The organism is Sphingopyxis sp. EU05-FHT14B03, assembly GCF_058790875.1.
Genome location: NZ_JBYTDC010000003.1, coordinates 879,479 through 900,159, shown reverse-complemented (window position 1 = coordinate 900,159; position 20,681 = coordinate 879,479). Strand labels below are relative to the sequence as shown.

17 protein-coding genes are annotated in these 20,681 nt (G+C 61.8%); 14 read left to right on the top strand and 3 right to left on the bottom strand.

Annotated elements, in window-relative coordinates:
- Positions 1-28: 28 nt before the first annotated feature.
- The 5 genes from AC3WS4_RS20825 to AC3WS4_RS20805 are packed head-to-tail and all read left to right on the top strand — an operon-like array spanning position 29 to position 4,410.
- Entirely contained in the window at positions 29-1,861 is a 1,833-nt protein-coding gene (locus AC3WS4_RS20825; protein ID WP_439512631.1) for a copper resistance system multicopper oxidase, read from the top strand.
- Complete coding sequence (locus tag AC3WS4_RS20820; RefSeq protein ID WP_439512630.1) at positions 1,858-3,039, top strand: copper resistance protein B; 1,182 nt, start codon at positions 1,858-1,860, stop codon at positions 3,037-3,039. The genes AC3WS4_RS20825 and AC3WS4_RS20820 overlap by 4 nt, the downstream gene beginning before the upstream one ends.
- Before the next feature lie 33 nt (positions 3,040-3,072).
- On the top strand, positions 3,073-3,516 hold the full coding sequence (locus tag AC3WS4_RS20815) for a DUF305 domain-containing protein (RefSeq protein WP_492737970.1): 444 nt from the start codon (positions 3,073-3,075) through the stop codon (positions 3,514-3,516).
- A complete protein-coding gene (locus AC3WS4_RS20810) occupies positions 3,513-4,040 on the top strand; it encodes a DUF411 domain-containing protein (RefSeq protein WP_439512628.1) in 528 nt (175 codons plus the stop codon). The genes AC3WS4_RS20815 and AC3WS4_RS20810 overlap by 4 nt, the downstream gene beginning before the upstream one ends.
- Before the next feature lie 28 nt (positions 4,041-4,068).
- Positions 4,069-4,410, top strand: a complete 342-nt coding sequence (locus AC3WS4_RS20805; protein ID WP_439512627.1) for a hypothetical protein — start codon at positions 4,069-4,071, stop codon at positions 4,408-4,410.
- Between the two features lie 320 nt (positions 4,411-4,730).
- On the opposite strand, the gene AC3WS4_RS20800 is transcribed toward AC3WS4_RS20805, so the two are convergent.
- Positions 4,731-5,618, bottom strand: a complete 888-nt coding sequence (locus AC3WS4_RS20800; RefSeq protein ID WP_439512626.1) for an NAD(P)/FAD-dependent oxidoreductase — start codon at positions 5,616-5,618, stop codon at positions 4,731-4,733.
- 191 nt (positions 5,619-5,809) lie between these two features.
- On the opposite strand from AC3WS4_RS20800, the gene AC3WS4_RS20795 reads away from it, so the two are divergent.
- Together AC3WS4_RS20795 and AC3WS4_RS20790 are read left to right on the top strand one after the other, a co-directional pair.
- The gene (locus tag AC3WS4_RS20795; RefSeq protein ID WP_439512776.1) at positions 5,810-6,052 is read left to right on the top strand and encodes a flagellar biosynthetic protein FliQ; all 243 of its coding nucleotides are present in this window, start codon (positions 5,810-5,812) and stop codon (positions 6,050-6,052) included.
- Between the two features lie 551 nt (positions 6,053-6,603).
- Entirely contained in the window at positions 6,604-9,033 is a 2,430-nt protein-coding gene (locus tag AC3WS4_RS20790; RefSeq protein WP_444856062.1) for a TonB-dependent receptor plug domain-containing protein, read from the top strand.
- A 37-nt stretch (positions 9,034-9,070) separates the two neighbouring features.
- Here the strand turns inward: AC3WS4_RS20790 and AC3WS4_RS20785 are convergent, their stop codons facing one another.
- Positions 9,071-9,976 (bottom strand): LysR family transcriptional regulator, encoded by a 906-nt coding sequence (locus tag AC3WS4_RS20785; RefSeq protein ID WP_439512624.1) that lies wholly within the window; start codon positions 9,974-9,976, stop codon positions 9,071-9,073.
- A gap of 55 nt (positions 9,977-10,031) precedes the next feature.
- Between AC3WS4_RS20785 and AC3WS4_RS20780 the strand changes: the two genes are divergently transcribed.
- From AC3WS4_RS20780 to AC3WS4_RS20750, 7 genes are all read left to right on the top strand, one after another.
- Positions 10,032-11,102, top strand: coding sequence for an amino acid ABC transporter substrate-binding protein (locus AC3WS4_RS20780; protein ID WP_492737966.1), 1,071 nt, complete (start codon positions 10,032-10,034; stop codon positions 11,100-11,102).
- Entirely contained in the window at positions 11,099-13,291 is a 2,193-nt protein-coding gene (locus AC3WS4_RS20775; protein WP_492737964.1) for an ABC transporter permease subunit, read from the top strand. Before AC3WS4_RS20780 ends, AC3WS4_RS20775 begins: the two co-directional genes overlap by 4 nt.
- The gene (metC, locus tag AC3WS4_RS20770; protein ID WP_492737960.1) at positions 13,281-14,528 is read left to right on the top strand and encodes a cystathionine beta-lyase; all 1,248 of its coding nucleotides are present in this window, start codon (positions 13,281-13,283) and stop codon (positions 14,526-14,528) included. The genes AC3WS4_RS20775 and metC overlap by 11 nt, the downstream gene beginning before the upstream one ends.
- Positions 14,525-15,277 (top strand): amino acid ABC transporter ATP-binding protein, encoded by a 753-nt coding sequence (locus tag AC3WS4_RS20765; RefSeq protein WP_492737958.1) that lies wholly within the window; start codon positions 14,525-14,527, stop codon positions 15,275-15,277. Before metC ends, AC3WS4_RS20765 begins: the two co-directional genes overlap by 4 nt.
- Positions 15,278-15,562: 285 nt before the next feature.
- Positions 15,563-18,268: a TonB-dependent receptor domain-containing protein gene (locus AC3WS4_RS20760; RefSeq protein WP_492737956.1), complete on the top strand. Its 2,706-nt coding sequence runs from the start codon at positions 15,563-15,565 to the stop codon at positions 18,266-18,268.
- 11 nt (positions 18,269-18,279) lie between these two features.
- Complete coding sequence (locus AC3WS4_RS20755; RefSeq protein WP_053555644.1) at positions 18,280-18,984, top strand: PepSY domain-containing protein; 705 nt, start codon at positions 18,280-18,282, stop codon at positions 18,982-18,984.
- The gene (locus AC3WS4_RS20750; RefSeq protein WP_053555643.1) at positions 18,981-19,715 is read left to right on the top strand and encodes a PepSY domain-containing protein; all 735 of its coding nucleotides are present in this window, start codon (positions 18,981-18,983) and stop codon (positions 19,713-19,715) included. The genes AC3WS4_RS20755 and AC3WS4_RS20750 overlap by 4 nt, the downstream gene beginning before the upstream one ends.
- Positions 19,716-19,719: 4 nt before the next feature.
- Here the strand turns inward: AC3WS4_RS20750 and hutC are convergent, their stop codons facing one another.
- A complete protein-coding gene (gene hutC, locus AC3WS4_RS20745) occupies positions 19,720-20,526 on the bottom strand; it encodes a histidine utilization transcriptional repressor HutC (RefSeq protein WP_294047960.1) in 807 nt (268 codons plus the stop codon).
- Between the last annotated feature and the right edge of the window lie 155 nt (positions 20,527-20,681).

Below are 20,681 nucleotides of genomic sequence, written 5' to 3'. Positions count from 1 at the left end.
CTCAGTAACGGTCGGGAAGAATATGCAGATGGAAAGGCGTCGGTTTGTCAGCGGAGCTTTGGGCGGAGGAGCGGCTGCGGCGATGGCCGCGTGGTTCCCGGCTTGGGCCCAGCCGGTGTCGCCCGGCATCACCGCGCCGCTGCCGACGGTGTCGGGCAACGATATTACGCTGCGCATCGCACGCCAGACAATGCGGATAGACGGCAAGCTGAGCCGTGCGATTGGGATCAACGGCACAGTGCCGGCGCCGCTGGTACGCCTCAAGGAAGGACAGACGGCGAAGCTCACCGTCGTAAATGACCTCGACGAGGACAGTTCGATCCATTGGCACGGCTTGATCCTGCCGTTCCAGATGGACGGCGTGCCGGGCGTCAGTTTTCCTGGCATCAAGCCGCGCTCGAAATTTATCTATGAATTCCCGGTCGTCCAGTCGGGAACCTACTGGTATCACAGTCATTCGGGCCTGCAGGAACAACTCGGCCACTATGGCCCGATCGTCATCGATCCGGCGGGCGCCGATCCGATCGGCTACGACCGCGAGCATGTCGTGGTGCTGTCCGACCACAGCCAGATCTCGCCCGAGGCGATCTTCCGAAAGCTCAAGGTCAATCCCGGCCATTTCAATATGCAGCGTCAGACGCTGTCCGGCCTGCTCGCCGGCAAGGATCAGCCGCTCAAGGAACGCATCGACTGGGGCAAGATGCGGATGGATCCGACAGATGTCGCCGACGTCAATGGTTCGACTTACACCTTCCTCGTCAACGGCCACGGCCCGCGCGACAATTGGACTGCGCTTTTCAGCCCGGGTGAGCGCGTGCGGCTGCGTATCGTCAATGCGTCCGCGATGACGATCTTCAACGTCCGCATCCCGGGCCTCAGAATGACCGTCGTGCAGGCCGACGGGCTCAATGTCGTACCGACCGAGATCGACGAATTCCAGATCGCGGTCGCCGAAACTTACGACGTCATCGTTACCCCCATCGAAGATCGCGCTTATACGCTGGTCGCCGAGGCCAACGACCGCTCGGGTATGGGCCGCGCCACGCTCGCGCCGCGCGCCGGCATGGTCGCCGAGGTGCCGCCGCTGCGCGAGCGTCCGCTTACAACCATGAAGGACATGGGCATGGGCGACATGGACATGTCGGGCGGTTCGATGGCTGGCATGGATCATAGCGGCATGGCGATGGGAGCCGAAAGCGGGGCGGCAGCAATGGAGATGCCCGCAGGCGAGTCGATGCCGGGCATGGAAATGCCCGGTGCCGCTGCGCCCGCTGCCGGAGCGATGGCAGGAATGGACCATGGCAGCATGAAAATGCGGGACTTCTCGGTCGCCCCGCAAGTCGACAAGAATCCTGGGGTTCAGACGATTTCCCCTATGCCATCGGATCGCATGGGCGAGCCAGGGCAGGGGCTTGAAAACGCGGGTCACAAGGTGCTGACCTATCACGATCTTGTGGCGCTCGAACGCAATCCCGATGTCCGCGCCGCCGAACGGTCGCTCGACATCCATCTGACCGGCAACATGGAACGCTTCATGTGGTCGTTCGACGGCGTCAAGATGTCCGATTACCATGAGCCGATCCCATTCATCGAAGGCGAGCGGGTGCGGATCAATCTCATCAACGATTCGATGATGAGCCATCCTATTCACCTGCACGGTCATTTTTTCGAACTGGTTACTGGCAAGGGCGACCGATCGCCGCGCAAGCATACGGTGCTCGTCCAGCCTGGCGGGACCGCGAGCTTCGACTTTACGGCCGATGCAGTCGGCGATTGGGCGTTCCATTGCCATCTGCTCTACCATATGCACGCCGGGATGATGCGCGTCGTCAGCGTCCGTCCGCGGGGAGAAGCGGCATGACGCGCACAGCTCTTTTTCTAGCCGGCACCGCCGCGCTTGCGTTCGCGTCTCCCGCTGCCGCGCAATCGATGGATCATTCATCGATGCCTGGTATGACGATGCCGGTCGAACCTAAAAAGCCCGTCGCCGAGACGGTGCCAGTCGCGCAGCCCCAATCCGAACCCGCGCCCATGCCCGAAATGGATCATGGCAATATGCCCGGCATGGAGATGAATCAGGCAGACACGGGCGCGCCCGCCTGTGCTCCGGAGCATGCGGCGATGGGCCATTGCGCGGCGGAACCAGAGCCGTCGAAGCCCGCGATGACAATGGACGAACCGGCCGCCGCGCCGGCCGACCCCGACTGCCCACCCGAGCATGCGAAAATGGGGCATTGCACACCGAAGGCAGGTACGACGAACGAACCGACCGCCGGCGCGGCCGGCACTGACCTTGCACCGGGCGACGCCCCCGCGCCAGCACCACCGGGCAATTGGTATGCCGATCGCGTCTATCCCGCGGCCGAGATGGACCGGTCGCGGCACGAGATGATGAAGGAGAATGGCGGGCAAACCACCGCGTTCATCAGCTTTAATCTCGCCGAATATCAGGCACGCAAGGGCCGCGATGGTTTCCGCTGGGATGGCGAGGCCTGGTACGGCGGCGACATCAACCGGCTTACGATCAAGAGCGAAGGCGAGGGCCTCCTAGGTGAAGGCATCGAGAGCGCCGAAGTGCAGGCGCTCTACAGCCGGGCCATCGGACCTTATTTCAACGCGCAGGCGGGTATCAGGCAAGACCTTGGACCCGGTCCCGACCGCACCTATGCGACGATCGGCTTCGAGGGGCTCGCGCCCTATTGGTTCGAAGTTGAGGGCGCGCTTTTCCTCTCGAACAAGGGTGATCTGCTCGCTCGGCTCGAAGGCTATTACGACCAGCGCATTACGCAGAAACTGATCCTCCAGCCGATGGCAGAGGCTAATTTCGCCCTGCAGGACGTGCCCGAGACCGGCATCGGCTCGGGCTTGTCCGACTTCGAACTTGGGCTGCGGCTACGCTACGAGATCGTAAAGGAATTTGCGCCCTACGTCGGCGTCGAATGGGCGCGCAAGGTCGGCGACACGGCGCGATTTGCGCGTACGGCAGGAGAAGATGCAGACAGCGTGAGTCTCGTCATGGGGGTGAGACTCTGGTTCTAGTTTTGTGGGGCGGCATTAGTCTAGGAGAAAGGCATGAAACCAGCCTATCGCAGCCTCGCTCTGCAGACGATCGTCAGCGGGATCATCATGTATCTCGTGATGTTCGTCATGATCGATCGGCTCTCGAGCTTCTACAACAATCTCAACATGGTCTACATGACGCTCATGATGGTGTCGCCAATGGTCGTGCTGATGATCCTTGCGATGCGCGACATGTTCCCCTCGAAGCGGCTGAATACGCTCCTCCTATTGGGATCGGCTTTGGCCTTTTTTGGAAGTTTCGCGCTCATCCGGACCCAGACGACGATCGGCGACACGGCTTTTCTCCGCTCGATGATTCCGCATCATTCGGGCGCCATCCTCATGTGCGAGCAAGCGAAGCTCTCGGATCCCGAAGTCCGGCAGCTTTGCAGCGGCATCATCGCTGGCCAAAGGTCGGAGATCGATCAAATGAAGCAAATTCTGGAGCGAAAATGAGCACGACGTCTGTTTATACCCGGCGCGGGCTTCTCGGACTTTTTGCGGTGGTCGGCGGAGCGGCTTTGGCGGGGTGCGATCGCAAGCCCGCCGCCGACGTTGGGGTCTCCGAGGCAACCGGCTCCAGTTCGCCAGTCAAAGGCAAGGTGGGTATGCCCATGCTCGTCTATCGGGACCCCGAGTGCGGTTGCTGTGAAGCCTGGGCCGATATTGCCCGCACCGCGGGTTATGCGGTGACCGTCGAGAACCGCGCGGACATGGCAGCCGTAAAGAAGCGATATGGCGTGCCTGACGAGCTCGCTTCCTGCCATACGGTCGTTATCGGCGGCTATGCGATCGAGGGTCATGTACCGATGCGACATGTCGCAAGGCTCCTCCGCGACAAGCCGCGCGACATTCGCGGAATAGCCGTGCCCGGAATGCCGCGCGGGTCTCCGGGGATGGAAATGCCGGACGGCAATGCGGACGCGTTCGAAGTGATGGCGTTCGGCAGCGACGGCAAGGTTTCGGTATTCCGCGCATGACCTGCCGGAACAACAAGTGGAGACTGATATGACGAGATTCATTCCCCTATCCGGCGCTGCTGCGCTGATGCTTGCGTTGGCAGGATGCGGCGCCGAGCCTGCGCAGGAGAGTGTCGCGACACCGGAACAGAGCGAGGTTCCGGCTGATGAGGCTCCTCCGATGGTCGAGACCATGCCTGCTGCAGAGGCGGCGGCAACCGCTGCTGACCCGGCGGAAGCGGCTGAAGTGACCCGGCCTCCCGAGAAATCCCGACCTAAACAAGAACCGAAAGTGGCTGTTCCGCCTCGGGCAAAGGCCATGCCGGAAGCGCTGAAACCGGTCGATCCCGAACCCGACCCGCATGCCGGCCACGACATGGACAAGATGTGACAGTCTGATTCCGGTCTCGTGATGCCGTAGCCTGGGGGGCGCTTGCGTTTACGTGAAGCGAAAGACCCCAAGGCGCGATGATTCGAAACCGCAGGAAAATCCTCATCAAGCCCCGTCGCCGTGCTGTGACGATCACCAACGCATCGTCGGGAGCCTGATCGACTTGCAAAAGGGCGGGCGTCACGACGATGACCGTCGCTGAAGGCCACATCTTGTTTCAATCTCAATCTACGAAGACCTTGCTAACCGTCTTCGGCATTCAGACGACTCCAAAGCCGGACAATAAAAAGTTTTCATGGTTGGCGTTCGCTCTCCCCAGGTTAGCTGGACAAGCGATTGTGTATTGCCGTCGCCGCCTTGGCAGCTTGGCCGGACGCCACGGCAATTTGATCTAGCCCTTCAACAATGTCGCCTGCGGCGAATAAACCGCTGATCGTTGTTTGCTGGTGCTCATCGACGACGATACAAGCTGACTCGCTCAATTTTGCGCCCACCATTCGCGCCAATTTCGAGTTCGCTGAGGTTCCAAGAGCAACGTATAGCGTGTCGAATTGTAGGTACTGACCATCAGCCAGAGTTACGCCAATATCCTGATCATTGACCGAAAAGTCGCGAACGGGTATCTGTTTGATAATGATACCATTTTGAGTGAGGTTTGTGCTTTCGGTTTTTGAAAGCTGTGAAACCTCCTGCGTGAGCAAAGTCACACTTTCGCTATAATGGCGGACGAACATCGCCTCGGCCGCGCCATGTTCAGAACAGCCAAGTACAGCAACTCTCTTGCCGCGGACTTCGTAGGCGTCACAGATTGGACAATAGCGTATAAGCCCGTAGGCAACCCCCCGATCATGTGTTTCCTGTGGAATCCTAGGTTGATGGTTTGAAACGCCTTGCGCAAGCAATATGGTTCGCGCCTCTAAAGCTTGCGAATCCGTGCGGACGATAAAGCCAGTCTGGACCCGCTCGATGGATCTGACGGCGCCATTCACCAGTTCGGCGCCGTAACGAGCGGCGTGCTCACGCATACGCGAAAGTAGTTCCTCGCCAGATATTCCGTCTGGGAATCCGAGGAGATTATGTGTCGTCGGAATCCGAGCTGCTCGGCCTGCTCCAGCGTCGAATAGCAGCGTAGAACGCATAAATCTGCCCAGGTAGGTTGCGGCGGTCAGGCCTGCCGGTCCGCCGCCGATGATAATGCAGTCGTACATGGCCATCCTTCGCTGACGCCGGTTGTATCGTTATTATACGCGGCACACCTAGCCTGCCCTTGGAAGTGGGCGCTTTTCTCAAAAAAAGATCAAGGGAGCGAGGGGGAGGTGCAATCGATGCGTAATATAGACATAGTCCATTGGCAAAAGGGGCGGACGCGTTGGAGTTAAATAGTCCGTTTTCATTATCGATGGGCCAGGCACTCTGGGTCATCATGATTGTCGCAGGACCTCCGCTCATACTAATGTTCGTTATCGGATTCGTGACCTCGATTATCCAAACAGCCACGTCAATCAACGAGCCGACAATAAGTTTTATCCCGAAGCTTCTGGTGTTAGTCCTATTCCTCGCAATCTACGGCGCGATCGCGGGGGATCTCCTGATTGACTACACCCGCGACTTATGGATGCATATTCCCGATGATATAAGATGACAGCCAGCGATTTTTGGATGCAAGAGGTCGCTCGACCCTGGCCGCAGGCGGGAGGCAATACTAGCGTTCGCTGAGTTTAGGTCGAAGGGGGCGGCAGAGTGGCGAGCATTATAATGCTGGTGCTGTAATTGATTCAGCTTTGGGTTGAAGGGCAGCGCGGGACTTGCCAGAGTTAGAGTTCTCTGGAATCCGCGCACTGACAAGTTCGATTGATCCGACGAGGTCTCGCCTAGGATCGCGCATTTCCCTTCCAGCGCGGTGCGCACGCCGTGAGGGTGTTGAAGCCCGACGTAAAGACCATGGCACTCCGTTGCTGGCCCACCCCGAAACAGGAATCGGGCGTAGAGGCGGCGGGCTCGGCTCGAGGCCGCGCGCATGAAGCGAGAGATATAACCATATGGAATAACCATCTCGTTTGTAGCGATGAGTGGTGATTATTTCTGGTCATGCCAAGGTCGCGAAGATAGCTCGGTAGTGAAGCCGAGAGCTTTCGCAAATGGGAGGGGACCATGAGGAAATTGCTTCGCACGAGTGGCTCGATTATCGCCGTCTTGGCAGCCACATCGGCCGTCGCCGCCTTCGCGCAGGATAACGCCGAAGAGACACCGAGACCAGGAACGACGCAGAGCGAAATCGTCGTGACGGGCACGCGGCGGAACGACCTCAAGGCGGCCGATTCCGCCCAGCCGATCGACATCATTACCGGCGCCGAACTGCTCGAAAAAGGCACGGCCGACATGAACGACCTGCTTCGCACCGAAGTCCCGTCGCTCAACGTCCAGCGCCTCGTCAGCAATGACGGCGCCGTCTTCACCCGGCCCTTCTCGCTCCGCGGGCTTCCGCCGGACCAGACGTTGGTCCTCGTGAACGGCAAGCGGCGCCATCGCGGCGCGACGGTCCAGTTCACCAATGTTCCCTATATTCGCGGATCGCAGGGTCCCGACCTCTCGGCGATCCCGTCGATCGCGATCGGCCAGCTCGAGGTCCTTCGCGACGGCGCCTCCGCGCTCTACGGATCGGATGCGATCGCGGGCGTCCTCAATTTCGGTCTGCGCCGCGACCGCGAGGGCGGCCTGCTGATCGCCCGCTACGGTCAATTCTACAAGGGGGATGGCGAGGACTTCCTCGTCCAGGGTAATGTCGGGCTCCCCTTCACCGACGCCGGCTTCGTCAACATCAGCGGCGAATATGTGAACGCCAGCACGACGTCACGCGGCATCCAGCGTCCCGACGCGCAGGCGCTCATCGATGCGGGCGTCCAAGACGTACCCGTGCCCGCTCAGCGCTGGGGCAATCCCGAGTCAGAGGCGGCGCGCATTTTTGTGAATGCCGGCATCGACCTGTCGGACGAGATGGAATTCTACACCTTCGGCAACTACAGTTGGAGCCGCGGCACGACGGCTTTCTTCTACCGCCATCCCAATGCCAGCTTCATTTCCACGTCCATTCCGCTCACCAATACGCCCGGGGGGCAGCGGTTCAGCTTCCGCCAGCTCTTTCCCGGCGGCTTTACCCCGGAGTTCGGGGCAACGGTGACCGATGCCGCGCTCGCGGCTGGCCTCAAGGGCGAATTCTCCTCGGGCCTGACCTATGACCTCAGCGCTTCCTATGGCCAGAACCATGCGTCCTACCGGATCGACAATACGGTCAATCCGTCGCTTGGCCTTGCGTCGCCGACGTCCTTCAAGCCGGGACAGCTCGAGCAGCGCGAACTCGCTTTCAATCTCGATCTCACCTACCCCATTGCGATCGGCACCTCCGATCCGCTGACGCTCGCCGGCGGCCTTGAGTATCGGCGCGAGACCTATGAGATCACGGCCGGCGACATCGCATCTTGGCAGGTCGGCCCCTTCGCCTCGGTCATCGATCCCGATACCGGGAACCGGGTCGGGCTGCCGGTCGGCTCGAACGGCTTCCCCGGTTTCAGTCCCATCCAGGCCGGCGAGTTCGCGCGCAGCAACTGGGCTGCCTATACGTCGATCGAGGGCAATCTCACCGACGCGCTCCAATTCGGCCTCGCGGGCCGCTACGAGAATTATTCGGATTTCGGCTCGAAGTTCAGCTGGAAGGTCAACGGGCGATATGATTTCTCGGACGTCTTCGCCGTTCGCGGCTCGGTCAACACCGGTTTCCGCGCGCCTACCCCTGGCCAGTCGAACGCAACGCAGGTCCAGACCAACATCGACTCGGTGACCGGCGCGCCGCTGACGGCGGGCATTATCGCGCCCAACAATCCGGTCGCGCAATTCTTCGGTGCGACGCCGCTTCGGCCCGAGAATTCGTTCAACCTGGCCGGCGGCATCGTCGTGAAGCCTTCCAATCGTGTCACCTTCACGCTCGATTATTTCAACATCAAGGTTGAAGACCGGATCGCCGTATCGGGCAATTTCAATCTCACTCCGGCGCAGCGCGCGCAGCTCGCGGCGCTCGGAATTCCCGGCGGAGATTCCTTCCAGCAGGTGAGCTTCTTTACCAACTCCTTCGACAGCCGCACCCAGGGCGTCGATGCCGTGCTGACGGTCGGCTTCGACCTTGGCGGTGGCAAGGCCACGCTGGGCCTCAACGGCAATTATACCAAGACCGATGTCATCAAGGCCTCGCCGGTGATCACGGCGGACCGTGAACGGCTGCTCGAACTCGAAGGCTTCGTCCCCAAGTGGAAGGGCAATGCGTCCTTCACCTATGCGGGCGAGCGCTTCGGCTTCGTCGCGCGCGCGAACTATTATGGCAAATGGACCGACTATGGCGCGGCGCCGGCTGCCGACCAGACGGGCGGCGCCGAACTGCTGGTCGACCTCGAGCTGTCCTACCGGGTCAGCGACATGCTCAAGCTCGCGGTCGGCGGCGAGAATATCTTCGACAATTATCCCGACGTCGAGGCGCGGCAATCCCAGATTAACAACGGGATCCAATATCTCCGCTTCGCGCCGACCGGGTTCAACGGGGGCTTCTGGTACGTCCGCGCGACCGCTTCCTTCTGATCGAGGCGGGCGCAAAGCCGTGCGGCACCCCCCGTCATCAACCGGCGCCCGAGGCGAACATCTTGTCGCGGTGAGATTCGAGCATCGCGATGAAAGCGGCAGCCACTTGGGACATCGGCCTCAGTTTTGGCGTGAAGATCATATATTCGAAATGGACTTCAGGCTTAAAATCTCGGACCGTCAGGCCCCGTTCGGCATAATCCGCGGCGGTTACGGGGTTGAGGATCGAGCATCCGACGCCCTGCATGACCAGCGCGCAAATGGTCATCGCATATTGTGTCTCGATGACCATCTCCCGATTGACTCCCGCGTCCTCGAAAACGCGGTCGATGCGGTGACGGACGCTATCCTCGAGCGCGAGCGAGATGAAGGGTTCGCCTTCGAGATCGGCCGGCCGGATGACGTCCTTGGCGGCGAGCCGGTGACCGGCAGGGAGTACGCAGGCCCCGGGACAGCGCAGGAAGCGCTCCATCCTTATGCCGGGCAATTCGCGCGCCGGCGTCGCAAGCCCGATGTCGAACTGCTGGTTCGCCATCCATTGCCGCACCGTCGAGGAACTGCGGGTCTGCAACTGGACGGTGACGCCGGGATGTGTCTCGCGAAAGGCCGCGATCACGCGCGGCAGGAAACTGACCGCAAGCGCGGGGAGCGCGGCGATCCGCAGCGTACCGGTCGTCATGTTGCGGATGTCTTCCGCTACCCGCTTCAGGGCCGCGATGCCCGAGAAGCTCCGCTCGACTTCGTAGAAAAAAGCGTCGGCCTCGGGCGTCACGGTGAGCGCGCTGCCGCGCGAACGCAGGAAGAGCTGAAAGCCGAGCTGATGCTCGAGCTCGGCGAGCATCTTGCTCACCGCGGGTTGCGACAGGTTGAGCGACTGCGCGGCCTGGGTGACCGATCCCGAGAGCATCACGGCTCTGAAGGCTTCGAGGTGACGCAGGTTCATCGGACATCGCTCCCTATAGCTATTTCTTATGGCACTAGCATCGAAAGTCTCGTTTATGAATAGGTCGCACGCACCGCGCCGCTGGCTTCCGGCGCTGCTCGCCGCCGGCGCCCTGCTGCTCGGCGGCTGCGACCGCGAGCCCGCCGACACCAGCGGATACGAGATTGCCGCGGCGAAGGGATCGACGCTCGCGCGGATCCGCGCGCGCGGAACGCTCAATTGCGCCATTCATACGGGTCAGCTGGGCATGTCCTATCTCGACAATCGCGGGCGCTGGCAGGGGTTCTTCGTCGATTACTGCCGGGCGCTCGCGGCTGCGGTCCTCGGCGATGCCCGCAAGGTCCGCTTCATGCCGGTCGCCTCGAACAAACGCTTCACGATCGTGCAGACGGGCGAGGCCGATGTCCTGTCGCGGACGACCACATGGACGCTGACGCGCGACACCGACCTCGGGGTGAATTTCGTCGGCACCATGTATTATGACGGGCAGAGCTTCCTGGTGCCCCGACGATCGGGCGTGCGGCTTCCGGCGGATCTCGAGGGCGCATCGATCTGCATCACCAAGGGGACGACCTCTGAACTCAACACCGCCGAATATTTCGAGCGTAAGGGGTTGCGCTTCCAGTCGGTCGTGTTCGAGAATCCCGAGGAAGCCAAGCTCGCCTTCTTTGCCGGGCGGTGCGACGCAATGACCACCGATGCCTTCACGCTCACGGTGATCCGTCTCGCCGATGCTGCACATCCGGACGATTATGTGGTGTTGCCCGAGCGGCTCACCAAAGAACCGGTCGGCCCCGTCGTGCGCAGCGACGACGAGCAATGGTTCGAGATCAACAAATGGACGCTGAACGCGCTCTTCGCTGCCGAGGAAATGGGAGTTACCCGGGAGAATGCGGCGCGCATGCGCAAGACCTCGCGCGACCCCGAAGTTCGCAAGATGCTCGGCGACCTGCCCGGATTCGGCAAGTCGCTCGGCCTCGACGATGACTGGGCGTATCGGGCGATCCAGGCGACGGGCAATTATGGTGAGATCTTCGACCGACACATTACGCCGCTCGGCGTCGAGCGCGGGCAGAATAAGCTCTATCGGGACGGCGGGCTGATCTACCCGTTGCCGATGCGATGATCCCGGCGCAGAGACGGCTCGCGATCGCCGCGCTGCCCTGGCTGCTTTTGGCGGGCGGATTTGCGGCCGCCTACGGCCTGTTCGCGACATTGGCGGACAATCTTGCGGACCGAAATATCCGGACAGGGTTCGGTTTCCTGTTCGACCGGGCGGGTTTCGCGATCGGTGAAACGCTGATCGCCTACGCGCCAGGCGACTCCTATGCCGCGGCGCTGGCGGTGGGTCTTCTCAACACGCTTCTGATATCGGCGCTCGGCATCATCTTCTCGACCTTGCTCGGCCTCGCGGTCTGTATGGCGCGCCTGTCGTCCAACTGGCTGCTTGCGAGGCTCTCTGGCCTTTATATCGAGCTGGTTCGCAACATTCCGCTGCTGCTCCAGATGTTCGTCTGGTACGCCGCGCTGCTGTTCGGCCTGCCCGGCCCCGGTCCGGGCGCCGTCGGTGCGTTCGACCTCGACAATCGGGGATTGCACCTCCCCGCGCTCACCCTTGCCGATCCGGGAAAGCCGGCCTTGCTGATCGCGATCATCGCCTCTGCGATCCTGTTCGGTGCCGTGCGGCGCGCGCGCGTTCGCGCTCGCACCGCGCTGGCCCTCGCCAGCATTGTCGTGGTTCTGCTCATGCTGTGGGGCGGGATTGATCTGCCTCGGGCGGGGCGCTTTGGAACCATCGGCGGACTGTCGCTCTCCACCGAGTTTCTGACACTGGTCGCCAGCCTTTCGATGTATGCCTCGGCCTATCTGGCCGAGATATTCCGCGGCGCGATCCTCGCGGTTCCCGCAGGGCAGAGCGAGGCCGCCAAAGTGCTCGGTCTGTCGCCCGCGCAAACGATGCGACGGATCGTGATTCCGCAAGCGCTGCGCATTGCCATACCGCCGATGACGAGCTGGCATCTCAATACGATCAAGAACAGCTCCTTGGGGGTGGCGATCGGATATCCCGAGTTTGTCTCGGTGGTCGATACCGTCATCAGCCAGACAGGCCAGGCGATCGAGGGCGTTGGCCTGATCGTCGCGACCTTCCTTCTGCTTTCGCTGTCCTTGTCGTTTGTCACCGGCCTCTATGCCCGCCGGTTGGGCTGGAGCGTCGCCGGGCAGCCCGGTCGGAGCATCCAGACGGCGCCCCTCGAACCTTTTCCGCTGCGCTCGATCGCGGCCTGGCCTTCGTGGATCCGGCGCAATCTGTTCAGCGGAGGGCGCCAATCGATCCTCACGGTCTCGATCCTCGCCCTGGCTGCTCTGGCCGCCGGCAAGGGGCTGTCGTGGTTGTTGTTCGACGCGACCTTCGCCGGAGGCGCTGCCGAGTGTCGTTTGGACAGCGGCGCTTGCTGGCCGTTCCTCCGTGAAAATGCGAGGCTCATATTGTTTGGCACCTATCCTGAAGCCGAGCAGTGGCGGTCCGCCGCAGCGGCGGCCGCACTGCTTTCATGCCTCGCCTTCTCCTTCGTCCCGCGATTTTGGCGCGGCCGCCTCGGTCTTGCCTGGCTCGGCGCGATCGCGCTCGCAGTGCTTCTGCTGCGCGGCGGGTTCGCGGGCCTTCCCTATGTGCCGATGGAGAAGTGGAGCGGCCTGCCGGTCACATTGCTGCTCGCGAGCCTCGCGGTGGTCGGCGCGTTTCCGTTGGCCATACTCCTTGCATTCGGCCGCAGGTCGACGCGGCGCGGCATTCGCTGGCCGAGCGTCGCCTTCATCGAACTGGTTCGCGGAACGCCCCTGATCGGCGTGCTCTTCCTCGCCGCGGTCCTGTTCCCGCTGTTCGTGCCCTCCTATCTCTCGATCGACAGCCTGCCGCGCGTCCAGATCGCGCTCATATTCTTCACCGCCGCCTATATGGCGGAGGTCATCCGAGGCGGCCTGCTGGCGGTTTCCGTCGGGCAGGGCGAGGCCGCGCAGGCGCTGGGCCTCACCAAGTGGCAGGCGCGGCGCCACATCCTGTTGCCGCAGGCGCTGAAAGTCAGCGTACCGGGGCTGGTCAACACCTCGATCAGCGAGGTGAAGAATACGACGCTCGTTCTCATCGTCGGCGTCTTCGATTTGTTGCAGACGACCCGCCTCTCATATGTCGAGGCGCAATGGCGGCCCTATTTCGCCGAAGCCTATCTTTTCACCGGGGCAATCTTCTTCCTCCTCTGTTTCTCCCTGTCCCGGCTCAGCATGAAGATCGAACGGAAATTATACTATGCAGGATAATCACGACCGGAAATGGCCCGAGAAGCCGGCGAACCCGAAGGGGGGCGCCTGGCAGGATCCGACCCTTGCCGTTCACGCCGGTCCCCGGCCGCGCGATCAGCGGGGCCTCATCAATCCGCCCGTCGATCGAGCCTCGACCATTATCTACGACAGCGTCGAGGCCTATATGGACCGGCATCAGGGCCTCTACGATGAGGTCATTTATGGTCTTTACGGAACGCGAACGACCTTCGCGCTTGCCGAGGCCGTGAGCGAACTTGAAGCCGGCTACGCGACGGTCATCACCTCGTCGGGAACGAGCGCGATCGCGCTGACCCTCACGGCTTTTGTGGGCGGGGGCGATCATCTGCTCGTCGCGGACTGCGTCTATGGGCCGACCCGCAAGTTTCTGACCGACGTGCTCGCGCGCTTCGGCGTCGAGGTGGAATATTTCCGGCCCGATATCGGGCCGGAGATTGCCGCGCTGTGCCGCAGCAACACCCGGCTCATCTATATGGAGACCCCGGGCTCGCAGACATTTGATATGATCGACGTGCCCGCGATCACGGCGGTTGCGCGCAGCCGAGGCATTTTGACCGCAGTCGACAACACCTGGGCGACGCCGCTCTTCTTCAAGCCCTTGGCCCATGGCGTCGATGTTTCGATCGCGTCGGCGACCAAATATCTCTCGGGGCACTCCGATTGCCTGCTCGGCACGATGACGGCAGCCAGCGAGGCCATCTACCGCCAGCTCAAGGACGCGGCGGCGCGCTGGGGGAATTGCGCGAGTCCGGACAATTGCTATCTGGTCCACCGGGGCATCAGGACGCTCGATGCGCGCCTCGAACGTCATCAGCGCACCGCGGCGACCCTGATCGGCTGGTTTCTCGAGCAGCCCGAGGTGGTTGCAGTCCGCTATCCGGCCCATCCCGCCGATCCGGGCCACGCGATCTGGAAGCGAGATTTCACTGGTGCGTCGGGATTGTTCGGCGTCCAGCTCGATCGCCTGACTCCGCCGGAAACAAACGCCTTTTTCAACGAGTTCTCGCTTTTCCAGCTCGGTTCCAGTTGGGGCGGTTTCGAAAGCCTCGCGGTCCCGGCATGGCCCGCTCCGATCCGCGACTTTCCCAATGGCGAGGCGGACGGCGCGCTGATCCGCATTCACGCGGGACTGGAGGCGCCGCAGGATCTGATCGCCGACCTCGATGCAGCCTTCGGGCGCGTGCGGGCCATGCGGGGCGGAAAGCGGGCGTCATGACGGAAGATTCGGTTCACGCGGCCGTCAGCCTTCGACAAGTCGAGAAATTCTACGGCGCGTATCATGCGCTCCGCTCGATCGACCTCGAGGTTGCGCCGCGCGAGCGGGTCGTGGTTTGCGGGCCTTCAGGCTCCGGCAAGTCGACGCTTATCCGCTGCATGAACATGCTCGAAGTGCCCAATTCCGGCGCCGTCCTGATCGAAGGCACCAAGGTGACGGAGGCATCGCGGGACGCGGCTGCGGCGCTCCGTTCTGTCGGCATGGTCTTTCAGCAGTTCAATCTGTTTCCGCACAAGACGGTGCTCGAGAATTGTACTCTCGCGCCCGTACTGGTCGGCGGCGTCTCTCTTCCGGAGGCCGAAGCACGGGCGATATCATATCTGGATAAAGTGAGGATCGGCGACCAGGCGGGCAAATATCCGGGGCAGCTTTCGGGCGGGCAGCAGCAGCGGGCGGCCATAGCGCGCGCGCTGACGATGGAACCCCGGATTCTCCTCTTCGACGAACCGACATCGGCGCTCGATCCCGAGATGATCAAGGAGGTGCTTGATGTGATGACGGCCCTTGCCAGCGAAGGACGGACAATGGTGTGCGTGACGCACGAAATGGGATTCGCGCGCGAGGCGGCCGATCGCATTCTTTTCATGGATCAGGGCCAGATCATCGAAGACGCAAGGCCGGCCGATTTTTTCGCCGCGCCGAAAAGCGAGCGCGCACGGACCTTTCTCGAACAGATACTTTCGCATTGAGCGGCTCAAGTCGGTCGCCCCCAAGCTGTGCCGACCCACTTAATCATGTCATTTCATAAGTAAGCCGAGGGAGGGGCCAGCCGGCTCCTTGCGCGAAAAGGCTCAGGCCGGAAAAAAAATTTCAAAATTGATGAGGGGTAGAGCTTTGGCGTGCGTATCTAATAGGTATTGTGCGCCCGGAATTTCCTTCATAACTAATTGATATGATTCAATAAATTCTTATTGACCTGTATATACATTTGATGCTCTCTGAGGGGAATCAGCCAACCATCAGGGGGTTTCGCTATGATGACCAGGACAATTTTGCTCGCCAGCGCCGCAGCGGTCGCCACTTTTGCAACACCCGCGCTCGCGCAGAGCGGTGCCGCGACGCAGTCACCCGCCGCCGAGGATGCTCCGAACGGATCGGACATCGTCGTGACCGGCTCGCGCATCCGCCGCCAGGACCTCGCAGGCGTCGGCCCCGCGACCGTCGTGTCGGCCGAGCAGATCGAGAACACCGGCGTCGTCAATATCGAGACGGTGCTGCAGCGCCTTCCCGCCAACGCCGGTTTCGCGGGCAACCAGACGTCGGCCTATTGGGCGAACAATGGATATGGCACGGCGCAGGTGAACCTGCGCGGTCTCGGCATCAAGCGCACCCTCGTCCTGCTCAACGGCCGCCGCCTCGTCGCGGGCGGCACCGGGGCGAACTCCTCGCCCGACCTCAACATGATTCCCGTCGCGGCGCTCGCACGCACCGATGTGCTCAAGGACGGCGCCTCGGCAATCTATGGCGCCGACGCGATGGCGGGTGTCGTCAACCTTGTAACGCGCACCGACTATGAAGGTCTCGGTCTCAGCGTCCGGCAGGGGATCACCGAAAAGGGCGACGGGTCGGATTTCACCGCCGATCTTTTGTGGGGCATCCGCAACGATCGTGGCGGCTTCATGGCGGCGGTCACCTATCAGAAGACCAAGGCGGTCAACATGGCGACACGCGCGCCCTGCTCGCTCGCCGAAACGACGCCGGGCCAGTTGTCGTGCGTCAACAGCGCCTCGACGATTGGCGGTCGCGCGGTGCTGCCCAATGGTCAGCAGATCAACTTCAATCAGGTGCTGGGCGGCAACGGCAATTTCTTCGAGCCCTACAGCGCGGCGAAGCACAATTTTAACTCGAATCCGTTCCTCAACGCGGTGAGCCCCGTCGAGCGCGTCAGCACGGCGTTTTTCGCCGACTATGATCTGACCGACAATATCGAGGCATTCGGCGAATTCCTGTATACCTTCCGCAAGTCGAACCAGATTGCGACGCCGGGAACCCTGCGCAATCTGGCGATTTCGGCAAGCAACCCGACCAACCCCACGGGTCAAAACATCGTTCTTATCCAGCGCCGCCTTGCCGAGCCCGGCCCGCGCCAGTTCTTCCAGGAAACCGATACCTGGCAGGGTACTTTCGGTCTGCGCGGCAAACTGTCGAACGACTGGGGCTGGGAAGTCGCGGGGGCCTTTGGCCGCAACACAGCGGTTGATGGTTCGACCAACATCGCCAATCTCGAGCGCGTCGCGAATTCGCTCGATACGACCAAGTGCAGCCTCGCGGCCGGTGCGACGATCCCCTGCGCCGACTATCTTGGCTTCGGCGACCTGACGCCGCAGGTTCTCGACTATATCCTCTTCACGTCGCGCGATCGCGGCGGGAACGAGCTCGCGACGGTTACGGCCGACATCAATGGCGATCTGTTTAAGCTGCCTGCAGGTCCCGTCTCCTTCGCAGCAGGTCTCGTCTATCGCAAGGAGAAGGGCTGGCGCGACCCCGATCCGTTGACGGTGCTCGGTATCGCGAACACCAACCAGCAGGATCCGATTTCGGGAACGAGCACCGCGAAGGAAGCCTATATCGAGCTGTCGGTGCCCGTTCTAGCCGACACACCCTTCTTCCAGTCGCTTACCCTTGACGGCGCGGTTCGCTACTCGAACTACGACCTGTTCGGCAGCGACTGGAACTACAAAGGGAGCGTCGACTGGGTCATCAATGACAGCTTCCGCCTGCGCGGCACTTACGGCACGGGCTTTCGCATTCCGAATGTCCCCGAATTGTTCGGCGGCGTCTCCGAGGGCAATCTGACCACCACCGACCCTTGCTCGCGTTATGCGACCAGCGGCAATGCGACGCTGATCGCCAATTGTCAGGCGTCGGGCGTTCCGGCCAATTATGTTCAGCTCGGTACAACGATCCTGACGACGGTCGGCGGCAATGAGAATCTGAAACCCGAAAGCTCTACGACCTGGACGGTCGGCACGGTGATCACGCCCAAGGGGCTCGTGCCCGGCCTGTCGCTCACGGCGGACTGGTTCGATATCAAGATCAAGGATGCCATCCGCGCCATTCCCGGGTCGACCAAGCTCAGCATCTGCTATGCGAGTCAAAATCTCTCGCATCCCTTCTGCGAAGATTTTACGCGCAGCCCGCTGACCGGGGAAGTTACCTTCCTTTCGGCGCAGCCGATCAACACCGGTCGTGAAGAAATGAACGGCCTCGACCTCGGCCTCGTTTACAACAACAATATCGGCAGCGTGAACGTCTCGCTCGACGTCAACCTGACTTATCTCAACAAATATGTCGTCCTGCCTTTCCCCGGCGGCGCGCCGATCGATTTCGACGGCTTCATCGGCGGCGGCAACGGCGGCTATTCGAAATGGCGCGGCTATGGCGTGCTGACCGCGGAAAAGGATGGGATCAGCGCGACCTGGTCGACCCAGTGGATCGGCAAGGCGACCGACTTCAATGCGTCGCCCGGCGAAATCGGCTATCGCACCCCGAATGTCTTCTATCACAATCTGCAACTCGCCTTTGAGATCGACGAGAAGACCCGCTTCCAGCTTGGAGTCGACAACCTCTTCGATCGCAAGGCGCCCTATATCCAGAGCTTCACCGATGCGAACACCGACACGATGACCTACGACCTGCTCGGCCGGCGCTTCTATGTCGGTTTCCGCACCGCCTTCTGAGGAATTGGGAGATGGCAATCCGTTGGCCGCTGCTCGTTCGGCGAACGCATAAATGGCTGGCGCTGGTCGTGGGCATCCAGGCTTTGCTCTGGACGTTGACCGGCTTCTACATGGTGGTCGTTCATATCGACACCATCCACGGCGATCATCTGGTGCGCTCCCCGGTGGCCCAGCCCTTCGACCTCGACGGCCTCGCAGCGCCGTCGAAGGTCGTCGCGGCCGCGCCGGGGGTGTCCGAAATCCGTCTCCAGCGCTTTTTCGGCCAACCGGTCTGGCGCGCCGAGACCCCTGAAGGCGCGCGCCTGTTCGACGCGCGTTCGGGTGCGCCGCTGCCTGCCCTGACCGAGTCCCAGGTCCGCGAACAGGCACGGCGCATCTACACCGGTGACGGCAAGATCGTCTCAGTGCGACTTTTGACCGAGGCACCTCAGGAAATGCAGGCGCGCAAGCCACCCTATTGGCAGGTCGAGTTCGAAGGCTGGAACCGCCCGACGCTCTATCTTTCGCCGACGACCGGTGAACTCATTTCACGCCGCCACGCATTGTGGCGCGTGTTCGACTTCGCGTGGATGCTCCACATCATGGACTATGATGAGCGGACCGACGTCAACAACCCGCTGCTGCGCGTCGCGACCTGGAGCGTCTTCGCGATGGCGCTTTCCGGTGCGTGGCTGCTGATCTGGTCCTTCAAACGCCGCAAGAGGAAGCAGGCATGAAACGCATCCGGCTGACGCCGCTCTTTTTTCGGCGCATCCACAAATGGGTGGGGCTCATCCTGGGTCTCCAGTTCCTGCTCTGGGCGCTCAGCGGTTCGGTGATGGCGCTGCTCGACAAGGACAAGGTCGGCGGTCACGGCGGCGGCATGTCGCATGCACATGCCTTGCCCGCGGGAGAGTATTTTGACGTCGCCGGCTTGCCGCGCGGTGAGCCCGTCACCGGGGTGGTTTTGCGCGATCTTGGCGTCCGACCGATCTACGAACTCCGCACCACCAAGGGCGTGCGGCTGGTCGATGCTACGAGCGGTGAGGATATTCGCGTCGACGAGGGGATGGCCCGCGAAGTCGCGTCGATGATGAACGAGGCACCAATCCGCAAGGTGAGCGTGATTGCGAAGCCAAACCTGGAATCACGCGACCATGAAGGTGCGATGTGGCGCGTCGACTTTGCCGACGCCGAGAATAGCAGCGCCTATGTCTCGCTCGACACGGCGCGCTTCCTCGTGATGCGCGGCGATACCTGGCGGACCTGGGATTTCTTCTGGATGCTCCACAACATGGATTATGTGAACCGGAAGAGCTTCAACCACCCGTTGATCATCTTTGTCGCTTTCGGGGCGCTGTGGCTTTCGGGGACCGGTTTCTATCTGCTCTTCAAAAGCTTCAGCCGCGCCGATTTTCGCTGGCTGCGCCGTCGCCGCAAGCCCGTCGTTACCCGCAGCACGGCCTGACGCGTCAGTCGTCGACCGAAAAGGCGGCGGAAAGCTCGAAGCGCGTGCCGGGATGGGAGAGCCAGGCGTGCGACACCAGCCGACCGTTGCTCCAGGTCCGCCGCGTCATGCGCAGAACCGGTTCCCCCTCGTTGAGACCAAGCATGCCGCGCGTGCGCGCGTCGGGCATTTCCGCGCGGACGCGGTGTTCGACCCGCTCGAGCGGCGCGGTGCGCGTCAAATATTCGTTGGGCGTGAGCTGCGTAAAATCTAGAGTGCCATAATCCGGCGCGGCGGACGCAAGTACGAACCGCTCTTCGAGCTGGATCGGGAACTCGGCCTCGTGGTGAACGATGATCGAATGGAAGATTTTCGTGCCCACCGGCACCTCCAGCAGCGCGGCGGTTTCGGCGCTGGCCTTCTCCTCGACATTCTGGATGACTCTCGCCCGGTAGTCATGACCGCGTCCGCGAATTTCCTCGGCGATATTCCGGATCTCGATCATATGGCCGATCGGCTTTGGCTCGGCGATGAACGAGCCGCTGCCTGCGCGGCGGACGATGATACCTGCCGATTGCAACTCGCGAAGCGCTCGGTTCGCCGTCATGCGCGAGACGTCGAATTGCCCGACCAGATCGGCTTCCGACGGCACGCGGTCGCCCGGTTTCAAACGGCCTTCGCGGATAGCATCATGGATGCTTTGCTTGATCGCTGCGTAGCGCGGTGGGGCATCCGGGGAAGCGCCGTCGGCAGACCGCTGGGCGCTGTTCGAGTTCAGTCGAGGCATAAGATCCATCACCCGTCTATACAGGTGAAACCATTCAGATTCCAAGCGTTCCGACGTGAATTTCCGTTAGGCTCCTTCCAAAGTCGTATGACTGCAAGAAACGATTTGCGGCCTCGGGGCGACTGGTGCCTGATGCCACCGATTTGTGACGCAAGTCATCTCGCCAAATGACTATAGGGCTTGCCCATGCCGGCCAAAAG